The sequence below is a fragment of the Chryseobacterium tongliaonense genome (assembly GCF_041224435.1).
Taxonomy (GTDB): domain Bacteria; phylum Bacteroidota; class Bacteroidia; order Flavobacteriales; family Weeksellaceae; genus Chryseobacterium; species Chryseobacterium tongliaoense.
Map to the genome: position 1 here is coordinate 654,366 of NZ_JBGFFD010000002.1, position 13,795 is coordinate 668,160.

General features: G+C 37.8%; 12 protein-coding genes. 8 read left to right on the plus strand and 4 right to left on the minus strand.

From position 1 onward, the window contains the following. Positions 1–63 precede the first annotated feature (63 nt). A complete protein-coding gene (locus AB8P06_RS07105; RefSeq protein ID WP_369839847.1) occupies positions 64–792 on the plus strand; it encodes a class I SAM-dependent methyltransferase in 729 nt (242 codons plus the stop codon). Further along, the gene (locus tag AB8P06_RS07110) at positions 789–1,520 is read left to right on the plus strand and encodes a ZIP family metal transporter (protein ID WP_440132422.1); all 732 of its coding nucleotides are present in this window, start codon (positions 789–791) and stop codon (positions 1,518–1,520) included. Before AB8P06_RS07105 ends, AB8P06_RS07110 begins: the two co-directional genes overlap by 4 nt. A 75-nt stretch (positions 1,521–1,595) precedes the next feature. Here AB8P06_RS07110 and AB8P06_RS07115 read toward each other — a convergent pair whose 3' ends face one another. Beyond that, positions 1,596–2,978 (minus strand): OmpP1/FadL family transporter, encoded by a 1,383-nt coding sequence (locus AB8P06_RS07115; RefSeq protein ID WP_369839850.1) that lies wholly within the window; start codon positions 2,976–2,978, stop codon positions 1,596–1,598. 55 nt (positions 2,979–3,033) lie between these two features. Next, positions 3,034–4,101, minus strand: coding sequence for a prolyl-tRNA synthetase (locus tag AB8P06_RS07120; protein WP_369839853.1), 1,068 nt, complete (start codon positions 4,099–4,101; stop codon positions 3,034–3,036). A 144-nt stretch (positions 4,102–4,245) separates the two neighbouring features. Here AB8P06_RS07120 and proS point away from each other — a divergent pair, with 144 nt between their 5' ends. The 5 genes from proS to dnaJ all read left to right on the plus strand — a co-directional run bounded on the left by proS (position 4,246) and on the right by dnaJ (position 10,572). Further along, a complete protein-coding gene (gene proS / locus AB8P06_RS07125; RefSeq protein WP_369839856.1) occupies positions 4,246–5,721 on the plus strand; it encodes a proline--tRNA ligase in 1,476 nt (491 codons plus the stop codon). 116 nt (positions 5,722–5,837) lie between these two features. Further along, on the plus strand, positions 5,838–7,145 hold the full coding sequence (locus AB8P06_RS07130; RefSeq protein ID WP_369839858.1) for an OmpA family protein: 1,308 nt from the start codon (positions 5,838–5,840) through the stop codon (positions 7,143–7,145). A gap of 114 nt (positions 7,146–7,259) precedes the next feature. Continuing rightward, positions 7,260–8,594 (plus strand): Nramp family divalent metal transporter, encoded by a 1,335-nt coding sequence (locus AB8P06_RS07135; protein ID WP_369839861.1) that lies wholly within the window; start codon positions 7,260–7,262, stop codon positions 8,592–8,594. Between the two features lie 224 nt (positions 8,595–8,818). Continuing rightward, positions 8,819–9,355, plus strand: a complete 537-nt coding sequence (locus AB8P06_RS07140; RefSeq protein ID WP_369839864.1) for a nucleotide exchange factor GrpE — start codon at positions 8,819–8,821, stop codon at positions 9,353–9,355. 98 nt (positions 9,356–9,453) lie between these two features. Beyond that, positions 9,454–10,572: a molecular chaperone DnaJ gene (gene dnaJ / locus AB8P06_RS07145; RefSeq protein ID WP_369839866.1), complete on the plus strand. Its 1,119-nt coding sequence runs from the start codon at positions 9,454–9,456 to the stop codon at positions 10,570–10,572. Between the two features lie 60 nt (positions 10,573–10,632). On the opposite strand, the gene AB8P06_RS07150 is transcribed toward dnaJ, so the two are convergent. Next, positions 10,633–11,556, minus strand: a complete 924-nt coding sequence (locus AB8P06_RS07150; RefSeq protein ID WP_369839869.1) for an acyltransferase family protein — start codon at positions 11,554–11,556, stop codon at positions 10,633–10,635. 36 nt (positions 11,557–11,592) lie between these two features. Next, positions 11,593–12,474 carry a DUF808 domain-containing protein gene (locus tag AB8P06_RS07155; protein ID WP_369839872.1) on the minus strand — a complete coding sequence of 294 codons (882 nt, stop codon included), beginning with the start codon at positions 12,472–12,474 and terminating at the stop codon, positions 11,593–11,595. A gap of 217 nt (positions 12,475–12,691) precedes the next feature. Here AB8P06_RS07155 and AB8P06_RS07160 point away from each other — a divergent pair, with 217 nt between their 5' ends. Continuing rightward, entirely contained in the window at positions 12,692–13,561 is an 870-nt protein-coding gene (locus AB8P06_RS07160) for an alpha/beta hydrolase (protein WP_369839874.1), read from the plus strand. Positions 13,562–13,795 lie beyond the last annotated feature (234 nt).

The following is a 13,795-nucleotide window of genomic DNA, read 5'->3' on the forward strand; positions in this document are numbered from 1 at the left end:
TTCAATACTTCAATGTTTAAAATACTTTGCTTTTAAGACCACAAATTTAGTTATTTTTGCATTATGGAATGGTTTGAATCTTGGTTTGATACCCCTTATTATCATTTACTTTATAGCAACAGAGATTATACTGAAGCTGAAAACTTCATTACAAAGCTTACTGCCTACCTTCAGCTTCCGCCTTCTGCCAAAATCATTGATCTGGCCTGCGGAAAGGGAAGACACTCTGTTTTTCTTAATAAACTCGGGTATGATGTACTGGGACTTGACTTATCAAGACAGAGCATAGAATTTGATAAACAGTTTGAAAACCAGACCTTGCTTTTTGATGTTCATGATATGCGAAACCCAATTGATGCAGATCCGATGGATGCTGTTTTCAATCTTTTTACAAGCTTTGGATATTTTGATAATGAAAGTGATGACAAGAAAGTTTTCCAGTCTGTTTATAATGCTTTAAAACCCGGCGGATATTTTGTTCTGGATTATCTGAATGAAGAATATGTAAGAAGAAATATCGTTCCTGAATCAATCATCAGCCGCGGAGATATTGATTTTAAAGTCTGTAAAAAAATTGAAGGCAGGCACATCATCAAGGATATCCGTTTTGAAGCTGACGGAAAATCCTATCATTTCTTTGAAAAAGTAAAGCTTCACACTTTGGAGGCCATTCATTCCTATGCTACGGAATGCGGTTTTGAAAGGATAAAAATATGGGGTGATTATCAGCTGAATGATTTTCAAAAAGATATGTCAGCCCGTTGCATCAATTTATTTAAGAAAAAAGTATGATCATAGTTCTTTTACTGATTTTAAGTGTAATTGCAGGGGTATTCCTTGGAAAATATTTTGGTAAAAAGGAAAAGCTGGCAAAAAATTTACTGATTTTAAGTGCCGGTTTTTTAATTACGATTTGCTTAAATGAGGTTTTTCCACAAGTCTATACTTCTGAGGAAAGCGGTAACCTGGGAATTTTTGTTATTCTCGGTGTCCTGTTACAAATGATTCTGGAAGCACTGACAAAAGGTTTTGAGCACGGGCATTTCCATCACCATAATGAGCATAATATTCTTCCCGTTGCCCTAATGGTAGGATTGTTTATTCATGCATTTATTGAAGGGATTCCTTTAGCTAATGAAGACAACCTGGCTTCACCTTATCTTCTGGGGATTATATTTCACAATATTCCGATCTCGTTTATTCTGGGTGCTTTTTTATTCAACAGAAAAGATTCTGCCCAAAGCAAGCCATCGTATCCTTCATTATTAATCATTGCTTTATTTGCACTGGCATCTCCTTTGGGAATGTTATTGGGGAATTATTTCAATCCTGATTTACAGCCTTATTTCCTTGCTGTCGTAGGTGGAATATTCTTACATATTTCTTCGGTTATTATTTTTGAAAGCAACAAAAACCACAATATCGACTGGCTAAAAATAGGACTGGTGATTGTAGGGGTCTCTCTCGCTCTGATCATGCATCTGTTCCATTCTCATCCTCACGCAGGACATCATCATTAAAAAAAATCCGATACTAAAATAAAAGCTCCGGACAATGTCCGGAGCCTCATTTAATCACTTTACACAATCTGGAAATTAGAATTTCCATCCAAATGTAAGAAAGAAGTTATTTCTGTTGTTCTTCACATCAGATACTGCATATGAATCACTTGATATCAATTTGTTTGATGAATAATAGCCGGCTTCTATATTATTTGCAGGATCTACAACCCCTTGCATGAACGGATTGCTATACTTTGTGCTTATATTCTGATAAGTCGCATCAATATAGAATGATTTGAAATCATATCCAAGACCGAATGACAAAGCATTTCTGTCGTTTAAGATAAGATTGCTGTAAGACTGATCTCCTACTGAACCGTCATTATTAAATCTGCTGATGGTAAGCGCATCCAAAGGATTGGAAGCATAGGAATATCCTCCTCTCACCCTGATCTGTTTCACTCTGTATTCTGCACCTACTCTTACTTCAGATACGTTTTTGTAATTATCTTTGAAGAAATCATTCAGTTCTGATTCTGCAGGCCCGTACTCTTTATACTTCGGTCTCGTTAAGCCAAGGGTATAGTCTACGTTCATTGAAAAGCTTTTGCTTGCAACGAAGGCAGCACTTACCGTAGCTTTAAGAGGTGTCGTCAGTTTTCTGTTTTCCACAGCATAGTCATCACCGTAAACAGAATCATTGTAGAAATTATAGCTTCTGTCGATATCCCAGAATGTCGGAGTTTCTAATGATGCTCCTAATCTGAAATTAGGGCTTAATTTACCGATCACCCCTAATGAAGCCGAAAAACCGGATGATCTTTCATAGTAAGGGGTATTTTGCTTGCTGAAAAGCTCGCTGGATCCGTTTTGAAGCGAAGTGAAAGACGCCGTATCAGACTGATCCATGGACAGGTTGAAAAAGTTCAGTCCCGCTCCGATGTATACATTATTGTTGTAGTTAGCTCCTACTCCAACGCTTGTTTTAGATAAATTGCCATAACGGTCGTAAGCGTGACGCCCTAATGATGAACTGTTATTGTCATCAAAATCATAGATTATATTACTATTTCCCGGTGTCTCTACATAATTTTCTAAAGATTGATTAGAAAAGTTAACCCCGACATTGATAAACTTCCAAGCACTTTCAGTCATCAATTGGAAAGTCATGATTCCACCTACGTTTCCAAGATCTCCTTTATTGATATTATATCCGTAAGAAGATCCTGCAAAAGAAGAGGTATTTTTATTACTTGTAATGGATAATGTAGCATTCACTTCTCCAGAGATAGCAACCCCTAATCCTGCAGGATTGGTAAGGAGAGAACTTGCATCTCCACCCAAAGCCCCGTTAGATCCTCCCATGGCATTGAACTTGGCAGAACCAGTCATTGGAGAATTAGAGTATACATCAATAGAATTCCTGATCGCGGAAACATCCTGAGCCTGCGCAAAAAATGCAGCAGAAATACTCATTATTACTAAAGATTTTTTTAACATTATTTTTTTGAATAGTTATTAAGTTTGAATATTATCTTCCTCCTCTGAAGCCGCCGCCTCCGCCGCCGGATCTGAATCCACCGCCGCCTCCGGAAGAACCACCTCTGAAGCCGCCACTGCTTCCTGAACTTGAGTTGTTGAAACCACCGGATCTGAAACCACTGTCGTTTCTGTATCTTGGCTGTGACTGTTGCTGATCGTAGTTATAATTAGGTCTTGTCTGAGGATTTGGATTACGGTATCCGGATTGATTTCTGAAGCCGCCATTATTCTGCTGTCTGAAGCCACCATTGGTATTTCCTTGTCTGAAGCCACCGTTGGCGTTTTGTCTGAAACCGTTATTAGCGTTCTGTCTGAATCCTGATCCACTGTTTCTAAGGCCTGATCCGTTTCCGTTTCTGAAACCTCCGTTGTAGCCATTATATTTTTTCAAACCGTTACCACCTGCATTGCTGTTAAAGCCTCTTCCGTTAGCACCGCTTCTTCTGTAAACAGGATTGTAATATCCGTTACCCCAGTATCCGCCTCCATACCAGCCACCATAATATCCGCCCCAGAATGGGTCATAATATCCCCAATACGGAGAATATCCATAACCCCAGTAAGGGTTAAATCCGCCCCAGCCCCAGGAATTTCCCCAGCCGAAAGACATACTGAAGCCCCAGCCTCTGTTCCAGCCCCAATAAGGACTGTAACCTCCATACCAACCCCAAGGTGAACCCCAGCCCCATGAATTATCATAATAATTCGTTTGAGATCCGGCAAAATTTCCCCAGTCAGAATCTGTGGCATTCCCATTCCAGTTGGCATCACTCCAGGAATTGTATCTGTTATCCTGTTCCTGGGAATTTGCTTCCGCATTTTGTATAACGTTTGAATCTTGATAATAATCGTAGTAGTCTCCTACTCTGTTTCCGCCATCATTGATGATCACCCCTTCTGGCAGTGTATCTTTATTGGGATCATAATAGACCCCGTCGGTCTCGCTGTACCCACCCATTTGAGCTCCGCAAGACATCAGCAGTAATCCGCCTGATATAGCCAAAACGCCTTTAGATTTTAGCAAACCAAACAAATTTTTATGTATATTTCTTTTCATGATAACGTAAAAATTTTTAATTTAAATTATATTTGCAATCTGTACCAAAAATGTACCAAAACACTGGTAAATAAATCTATCAAAAATAGATTTTTATTTTTAGATAACAATAATATAAAAAAGTTAAAAAAATTAAAAAAAATAATGGCAAAATTAACCTCAAGAAGCGAAGATTACAGCAAATGGTATAACGAATTGGTTGTAAAAGCAGATTTAGCTGAAAACTCAGGGGTGCGAGGATGCATGGTTATCAAACCATACGGATATGCGATCTGGGAAAAAATGCGTGATGAAATGGACAAAAAGTTTAAAGAAACAGGTCACGTTAACGCTTATTTCCCGCTTTTTGTGCCCAAGAGCTTGTTTGAGGCAGAAGAAAAAAATGCAGAAGGTTTTGCAAAAGAATGTGCCGTTGTTACCCATTATAGATTAAAAACAGATCCTGATAATCCACACAAATTAATTGTGGATCCTGATGCTAAATTGGAAGAGGAGCTTATTGTACGCCCAACTTCCGAAGCAATTATCTGGAATACCTATAAAAACTGGATTCAGTCTTACAGAGATTTACCGATATTGATTAACCAATGGGCCAATGTGGTACGTTGGGAAATGAGAACACGCTTATTTTTAAGAACAGCAGAATTTTTATGGCAGGAAGGTCATACCGCTCATGCTACCAAAGACGAGGCTGTGGAAGAAGCTGAAAAAATGAATAAGGTATATGCAGATTTCGCTGAAAACTTTATGGCAATGCCGGTTATTCAGGGATTAAAAACACCATCTGAAAGATTTGCGGGAGCCGATGAGACCTATTGCATCGAAGCATTAATGCAGGACGGAAAAGCCCTTCAGGCAGGAACTTCTCACTTCCTAGGACAGAATTTTGCAAAAGCTTTTGATGTAAAATTCACCAATAAAGAAGGAAAAATAGAACATGCTTGGGCTACTTCATGGGGAACTTCCACCCGTCTGATGGGAGCTTTGATCATGACCCATTCTGATGATTTCGGGTTGGTATTGCCTCCTACTTTAGCACCGATCCAGGTGGTGATTGTTCCTATCTTCAAAGGAGAAGAGCAATTGGACCAGATCAGTGAAGTGGCATTGGATATTCAGGCTAAACTGAAAGCTAAGGGTATTTCTGTGAAATTCGATAATGACACCCATAATAAACCGGGCTGGAAATTTGCGGAATACGAATTAAAAGGAGTTCCTGTAAGAATTGCAATCGGACCAAAAGATCTTGAAAATAAATCAGTAGAAATCGCAAGAAGAGATAACCTTACCAAAGAAACTCATTCTATTGAAGGGCTGGATTCTTACATTGATGAATTATTGAAAACGATCCAGAAAGACCTTTATAACAAAGCTTTAGACTTTAGAAAGGATAATATCACTAAAGTAGATACTTACGAAGAGTTTAAAAAAGTACTGGAAGAAAAAGGAGGCTTTATCTATGCACACTGGGATGGTACGGCTGAAGAAGAGGAACAGATCAAGGAAGAAACAAAGGCAACCATCAGATGTATTCCTTTGGATGATGATGTAGAAGCAGGTATTTCACTTATTTCCGGAAAACCGTCACAGAGGCGTGTACTATTTGCTAAAGCTTATTAAAATTTTGATAATTTTTCAAAATTTTAATTAAAGTTTAAAGAAATATTTAAAGAAACTGATTTTAAGTAGATTTTTTGTTTAAATTTATAACAACATTAATCTCAAAAAAATTTATTATGTCTTTAAATGTCATCGACTTAATTAAAGGACAATTGGGTCCTGCTTTAGTGTCTCAGGCTGCATCACAGCTCGGAGAAAGTGAATCTGGTATTTCAAAAGCAATTGGAGGCCTTTTGCCGGCAGTTGTGGGAGGATTAGCAAATAATGCTGACAATCCCGGAGTTTTAGATGCAATTAGTAGTGCTTCATCCAGTGGAATCTTAGGAAACCTCATAGGGAACTCTTCTAACAACTCTATTATCTCTACTTTATTGACATCAATTTTTGGTGATAAAGTTAGCGGATTGATCAACTCAATTGCTACTTTTGCGGGGATCAGTAATAATTCATCAAGTTCTTTATTAAATTTGGTGACAGGCGCCACATTAGGCTCTGTCGGAAAATATGCAGCCGATAATAATCTGGATAAATCCGGAATTTCAGGTCTTTTGAATGACCAGAAAGGTATTATCTCCACGTTATTACCTGCAGGACTTTCTCTAGCATCATTAAACATTGGTGACTGGGCTAAAGGATATAAGTTTGATAATGATAACGATGCAATAAAAACACCTCCTCAGGAAGAACCTAAAATAGAAGTAACGAGAAGTACTACTCCTACAGGAACTTATCCGGACAGAAATAATGAAAGTGGCGGTGGCGGCTCTATATGGAAATGGTTACTTCCACTTCTGTTACTGATTGCAGCAGCTTATTTCTTATGGAAGCAGTGTGAGAAAAAAGAAACAACGACCACAACGGTGGCAGGAGATTCTACAAGCACACCTACGGATACAGCAACTGCAGTTTCTCCGGCAGATACCACAACAGCAATGCCTGCTACCACAAAAACTGACGAGAGTATCGACCTGAACGGCACAACTCTTAAAGGGTATAAAGGCGGAATGGAAGACCAGATGATTACTTTCCTGAAATCTGACGGCTACAAAAACGCTAAAGATGATGCTGCCTTGAAAGATAAATGGTACGATTTTGACCATGTGAATTTCAAAATGGGAAGCTCTACTGAATTGGAAGCAGGTTCTCAGGGCCAATTGGAAAACCTGAAAGCGATTTTAAAAGCTTTCCCTGATGCTAAAATTAAAATTGGCGGATACACTGATAAAACCGGTGATGAAGCTAAAAACTTAGCCCTTTCAAAAGCAAGAGCTAATTTTATTAAAGACTGGCTTGGAAAACAAGGAGTTGGAGCACAGGTTTTAGAAGCTGAAGGCTATGGAAGTAAATTTGCAACAGTAGATGCTAAAGCTTCTGACGCTGAAAGAGCTGTTGACAGAAAAATGGCAGTAAGATTTGCAAAATAATCTTTTAACAATACATTAATTTGAAATCCCGGAAATGTTTCCGGGATTTTTTCTTTCCGGAATGTATTGTATTTTCATTTATTTAATTACATTTGTTAGTCAATTCTAACATTCATGAATTTTAATTTAAAAAACGCCTGGCGGAAAGATAAATCAACTCACTCATTATCGGAAGTTTATTCATCCATTAAAGTCCCTAAAAACGGGAGTTTCTGGAGAAAATACCTGGCCTTTGCAGGTCCCGGGCTTATGGTTGCCGTCGGATATATGGATCCCGGAAACTGGGCTACGGATATAGCCGGCGGAGCCCAGTTTGGCTATACCCTGCTTTCCGTTATTCTTATTTCAAATATTTTTGCGATGGTTTTGCAGCATTTATCTGTAAAATTAGGTGTTGTTGCAGAAAGAGATCTTGCGCAGGCTTGCAGAGATCATTTCAGTCCTACCACCAATTTTATTCTCTGGATACTTTGTGAAATTGCCATTGCAGCGTGTGATTTAGCCGAAGTAATCGGCTCTGCCATTGCCTTAAACTTACTTTTCCATATCCCATTGACGTGGGGAATTGTTATTACGACGGTGGATGTACTGATCATTCTTCTCTTACAGGCAAAAGGTTTTAGATGGATTGAAAGTATTGTCGGCGGGCTTATATTCATCATTCTGGCTTGTTTTATTTATGAGATTGTCATCTCAAAACCTGCGATCAATGAGATTTTAGGAGGTTTGGTTCCACAAAAAGAGATTATCCAGAACCCTGCAATGCTCTATATTGCAATAGGAATCCTCGGTGCAACCGTAATGCCGCACAATCTTTATCTCCACAGCAGTATTGTTCAGACAAGAGACTATACCCGTGACCGGGAAGGAAAAAAAGAAGCGATTAAATTTGCCACTTTAGACAGTACCGTTTCATTAATGCTGGCTTTTTTCATCAATGGAGCCATACTTATTCTGGCGGCTGCAACCTTCCATATTACAGGAAACAAACATGTAGCCGATATTCATGATGCCTATAAAATGTTAACTCCTATTTTAGGTGCTTCCATGGCAAGTATTGCGTTTGCTATTGCTTTATTGGCTTCAGGACAAAACTCAACATTAACGGGAACTTTAGCCGGACAGATCGTTATGGAAGGTTTTCTTAACATAAGACTGAAACCCTGGCTGCGAAGATTAATCACAAGACTTATCGCAGTAATTCCGGCATTGATCGTAGCCATTCTGTATGGTGAAGAAGGAACCACGGAATTATTGGTTTTAAGCCAAGTTATTTTATCCATGCAGCTAAGCTTTGCGGTAGTTCCTCTGGTTATGTTTACCAGTGATAAAGCCAAAATGGGTGAATTCGTCAACAAGCCATTTCTAAAGGTTTGTGTCTGGATTATTTCTTTTGTTATTATTATTTTAAATCTTTACTTGTTATACCAGACGTTTTTTGGAAAATAGTTAGTGGTCAATGGTGAATGGTGAATTGTCAATTTTAAAAGCTGTCTTTATATTTAATACTGATTTATTAAGAATCCGGATATTCAAATTCACGATTGACAGTTGACAATTCACCATTCACCATTGCTTTCAACATATCCCTCTCTTACTTTTTGTGACTTAATGTCCAGATTTTTTATTTGGCAGAATCTTTGACTAAAACATCTTTAAAATAGTTATTGAACATGGAAAATCAGGATATCAACGAAGAAAACATCAATAAACAAGAAGAAAACAACATTCAGAACGAAGCATCTTCTGAAGAAAATGTGACAAATACTCCTACTGCAGAAGAACTTTTGGCAGAAGAAAAAGATCGTTACATCCGTCTTTATGCAGAATTTGAAAATTATAAAAAAAGAACCTCTAAAGAGAAAATGGAGTTCTTCCAATATGCCAACCAGGATATGATGGTTTCTATGCTTGGGGTTTTAGATGATTTCGAAAGAGCTTTAAAAGAGATCGCTAAAAACGGAAACCCATCAGACCTTCAGGGGGTTGAACTTATTTATCAGAAATTTAAAAATAAGCTGACTGAAAAAGGGTTAAAAACCATGGAAGTAAAAGCCGGAGACAGCTTTAATGTGGATCTTCACGAAGCTATTACTCAGATCCCTGCTCCTTCAGAAGATTTAAAAGGGAAAATTGTAGATGTTATCGAAACCGGCTATACTTTAGGTGATAAAGTAATCCGTTTTGCAAAAGTGGTAACGGGAAATTAATATTAATAAGTGATAAATGATGAGTGGTAACGGTTTATATTTTACTTATACCCTCTGAATTTTTATTATCATTTATCAATAATCAATTATAAATTGTCATGTCAAAAAGAGATTATTACGAGGTTCTTGAAATCAGCAAATCTGCATCAGCCGACGAAATAAAGAAAGCATACCGTAAAATGGCTATTAAATATCACCCTGATAAAAATCCGGGAGATAAGGAGGCCGAAGAAAAATTTAAAGAAGCTGCTGAAGCTTACGAAATATTAAGTGATGACCAGAAACGTGCGAGATATGACCAGTTTGGTCACGCAGGTGTTGGCGGAAACGGTGGATTCGGCGGTGGCGGATTCGGCGGCGGAATGAATATGGAAGATATTTTCAGTCAGTTTGGAGATATTTTCGGTGGTCATTTCGGTGGCGGTGGTTTTGGCGGCGGCGGACGTCAGCAGGTGAAAGGTTCTAATTTAAGAATCAGAATTAAGCTGAATCTTGAAGAGATGGTGAACGGAACCCAGAAAACTCTTAAAGTAAAAAAAATGAAGATGGCGGAAGGTGCCACTTCAAAAACCTGTCCTACATGTAACGGTTCGGGCGTTCAGCTAAAAGTAATGAACACCATGTTCGGTCAAATGCAGACTCAGACAACCTGCGGAACTTGCCAGGGAATCGGAAAAGTTGCAGACAAAATCCCGGCAGGTGCCAATGCACAGGGCTTGGTAAAAGATGAAGAAGAAATCACAATCAATATTCCTGCAGGCGCAAGAGACGGAATTCAGCTAAATGTAAGAGGAAAAGGGAATGACGCTCCATTCGGTGGAATCCCGGGAGATCTGTTGGTGATCGTAGAAGAAGAAGTAGATAAGGTAATCAAAAGAGAAGGTGACAATCTTCACCAGGAATTATATATTTCATTTGCGGAAGCTGCATTGGGAACTAAAAAAGAAGTTCCTACCGTTGGCGGAAAAGTGAAAATCACGATCGAACCGGGAACACAGTCCGGAAAAATCTTAAGACTGGCAGGAAAAGGCCTTCCAAGCATCGACAGCTATGGTAAAGGTGATATGTTTATCCATATCAATGTATGGACACCGCAAAAGCTGACAAAAGAACAGAAGGAGTTCTTCGAAAACCAGATGTCAAGCGGAGAAATGGTTGCAGAACCTTCCGGAAAAGAAAAAACTTTCTTTGATAAAGTGAAAGATTTATTCAACTAAAAATATAAAAGAGGCCTTAAGGTCTCTTTTTTGTTTCAGACTTCAGCAATAATTAAAAACTTAAAGCAGATATTTTATCTTTCTGTTCACATATACCAAAAGCAGGCTCACCAACAGCAATACTACTATAAAAACACCAGTTTCATAAGCAGAGAAATGTCTTTCCAACATTAGTTTCATGAGCAGCGGATGAACCAGGTAAATTGCAGTGGATAGATTGGCCAGAATTTTAGAATCGGAAAGAAATATTTTGTTTTTTCCATATAAAAATACCACAGGACAAGCTATCATCAACGAAAAAAGCAGGTCGATACTGTCTTTTTTGTCCAGACCGATTATTTTGTAATTAAAAAAAGCCTCAAGCATAACCAATCCGATTACCAGCATAACCTGGAACAATGAAGGCTTTAATTTAACATCGATATCCAGCTTTTTAATCAGAAAACCCACTGAAAGAAAAGGAAAGCAAACAAATAAAAAATTCCGGTACAGCGGATATGCATTTAAAGTGGAATCCATATTTCCGGTGAAAGGATGAAGGTTTCCCCAAAGCTGAATACAATACCCGCAACAGAATAATACCAGGCTTATCACAACCAGAGTAACAGTAGATTTCTTTCTTAAAAAAAACAGCATAATGCCGGCGAAAAAAGTTCCGATCAGGTACCACAAATGGTGATAACCAAAAATGATATTCATGACCCATGAATCATCCTCTTTCCATATCGGAATATAAATAAGCGACCAGAGCGCATACAGTAAAAACAGCCTTACCAGCCACTTTTTCAGTTTATCAGCCGTATCGATATGATAGAAATAATATCCCGTTATAATCAGAAAAACCGGCACTCCGATTCTAAAAAGCCCATTCACCAGTACATAGCTCAGTTCCGGATAAGTATCCCGCAGAAGATGCATATGTAAAAAAACGACAAAAAATGCCAGTATGATTTTCAATACATCAATGGATAAACTTCTCCTCATATTTTACGGATCTTCTGAAGTTTTAGAGGCAAAAAATTATTTGCGGGTAATAAGGGAATATATTTTCTTTCCCAGGGTAAAAACGGCTACTGTTGCAAGCCCGCCTACAATTCCGAATGTAAATTCCTTTAATACGGATGGCCAGGTCGGAAGCAACTCATGAAGGTAATGGATATTATGAGCAAAAATACCTCCCGAAACCAGGATCAGAGCAATCGTACCCACTACTCCCAGTATTTTAATAATAACCGGTAAAGCTTTGACCAATAAATGTCCTAATTTTGAGAAAAACCCTTTATCATTACTTTTTCTGATCAGCTTAAATCCTGCATCATCCATTCTTACAATCAGGGCAACAATCCCGTAAACTCCTACAGTCGCCAGAAACGCCACAAAAGTTACCGTAATAATCTGCGTCAGCAAAGGATGGTTTTCCTGAATCACGGTTCCCAAAGCAATAATTACAATTTCTATGGAAAGAATAAAGTCTGTGGTAATGGCAGATTTTATTTTTGCTTTTTCAGAATCTTCAGAATTATCGCTCTTTATGCTTTCTTCTACCACTTCATGCCCTTTTTTGGAACGGTGAAACAGAAACTCAATAATTTTTTCTACGCCTTCAAATGCAAGATACAGACCTCCCAGGATAAGAATAATCTCAATGGCCGGCTTGTAGAGCCAGTTAAGTAAAAATGCAACGGGAAGAATAATTAATTTATTGATGAAGGAACCTTTCGTAATCGCCCATAAAACCGGTAATTCTCTTGAAGAAAGAAATCCGGTAGCCTTTTCTGCATTTACTGCTAAATCATCTCCTAAAATCCCTGCTGTTTTCTGAGTTGCCAGTTTGCTTGTAACGGCCACATCATCCATTAAAGCTGCGATATCATCTAAAATTGCAAAAAAACCGGATGCCATATTTTAATCTTTTTTTAATATATGTTAAGTCGGACAAAAATAGTTATTTAATTCTGGTTTTCATTTTGTTTAGAATGAATTTAACAAAGAAAAGAGGATTACATAAAAAAGAAATCATGATCAAATTAATTTTTTCAAGTTAAAATCAAGATTCAGCAAGGATAAAAATCATAAAATCCAAGCTGCTTTTTGCATTATATTTGTGTACATTTAATCTATGAAAAAGCTCGTTCTCAGATATCATTTTTTTGTTTTAGGATGCATCAGCTTTTTATTCAATTCATGTAATTCCAGATTCCGGGTCTGGGTAGGTACCAATAACCAGCAAAAAATTTACAATTTAAAGTACGGCGAACATAAAAGACAGAAAATGGATGTCTTTTTACCTTCGGAATACCCCAAAGATTCCCCGGTTGTCTTAATTGTACATGGGGGTGCCTGGAAATACGGCAGGAAAGAACATATGATTCAGATTCAGAAAATGCTGTTTAATCATAATATTCCAAGTATTAATATGAATTACAGGCTGGTCTCAAAATCAAAGAAGATCACTTACCGGGAACAACTGGAAGATATACGTTCTGTAATCACAAAATTTAATTCATTGGCCAACAAAGCAGAATTACAGCCGGATCATTACATCCTTTTAGGCGAAAGTGCAGGCGGTCATCTTGCTTTATTATACGGCTATCAAAATCCGGATCAGATCAAAAAAATCATTTCTTTAAGCGGCCCAACAGATTTTTATTCTGAAGAATATTTACGTTCCTTTTATTCGAAATATACTTCTCCTACAGTTCAGAAAGTAGTGGGCACGAAGTTTAACCGTAAAAATATATCTGAAGAATTTAAAAAAGCCAGTCCTATTGCCAATATTACCAATGTTCCTACCCTTTTATTTCAGGGAAATCAGGATTTCCTGGTGAATCAGCATCAGGGCTTAGCATTAGATTCCGCCCTGGCAAGTCAAAATATACCTCATAAACTGATCTTTATGAAAAATACGGGTCATGCACCCAGATTTTTCAATAAGAGGAAAAGAGACAGTATTATTTACCCTAATATCCTGGAATGGGTGAGGGAATGATGAGTTAAGAGTTAAGAATTATGAGTTATGAGTTGAGAGTTGTTAGTTGAGAGAAAAAACCTTACGATAAATGTTAAATTATTCGTTAGTATTAATGATGAATGATTGATGATTGATGGTTGAAACTCATAACTCATAATTCTTAACTCTTAACTTCTAACTCTTAACTCCCAACTTATAACTAACAAAAAAAGCTGCCCCTTCTGGAACAGCCCTCTATATTTTAACTTATTA

Coding starts and splice junctions, on each gene's coding strand:
- AB8P06_RS07105 (WP_369839847.1), top strand. CDS start 64: ATGGAATGGTTTGAATCTTGGTTTGATACCCCTTATTATCATTTACTT.
- AB8P06_RS07110 (WP_440132422.1), top strand. CDS start 789: ATGATCATAGTTCTTTTACTGATTTTAAGTGTAATTGCAGGGGTATTC.
- AB8P06_RS07115 (WP_369839850.1), bottom strand. CDS start 2,978: ATGAGTATTTCTGCTGCATTTTTTGCGCAGGCTCAGGATGTTTCCGCG.
- AB8P06_RS07120 (WP_369839853.1), bottom strand. CDS start 4,101: ATGAAAAGAAATATACATAAAAATTTGTTTGGTTTGCTAAAATCTAAA.
- proS (WP_369839856.1), top strand. CDS start 4,246: ATGGCAAAATTAACCTCAAGAAGCGAAGATTACAGCAAATGGTATAAC.
- AB8P06_RS07130 (WP_369839858.1), top strand. CDS start 5,838: ATGTCTTTAAATGTCATCGACTTAATTAAAGGACAATTGGGTCCTGCT.
- AB8P06_RS07135 (WP_369839861.1), top strand. CDS start 7,260: ATGAATTTTAATTTAAAAAACGCCTGGCGGAAAGATAAATCAACTCAC.
- AB8P06_RS07140 (WP_369839864.1), top strand. CDS start 8,819: ATGGAAAATCAGGATATCAACGAAGAAAACATCAATAAACAAGAAGAA.
- dnaJ (WP_369839866.1), top strand. CDS start 9,454: ATGTCAAAAAGAGATTATTACGAGGTTCTTGAAATCAGCAAATCTGCA.
- AB8P06_RS07150 (WP_369839869.1), bottom strand. CDS start 11,556: ATGAGGAGAAGTTTATCCATTGATGTATTGAAAATCATACTGGCATTT.
- AB8P06_RS07155 (WP_369839872.1), bottom strand. CDS start 12,474: ATGGCATCCGGTTTTTTTGCAATTTTAGATGATATCGCAGCTTTAATG.
- AB8P06_RS07160 (WP_369839874.1), top strand. CDS start 12,692: ATGAAAAAGCTCGTTCTCAGATATCATTTTTTTGTTTTAGGATGCATC.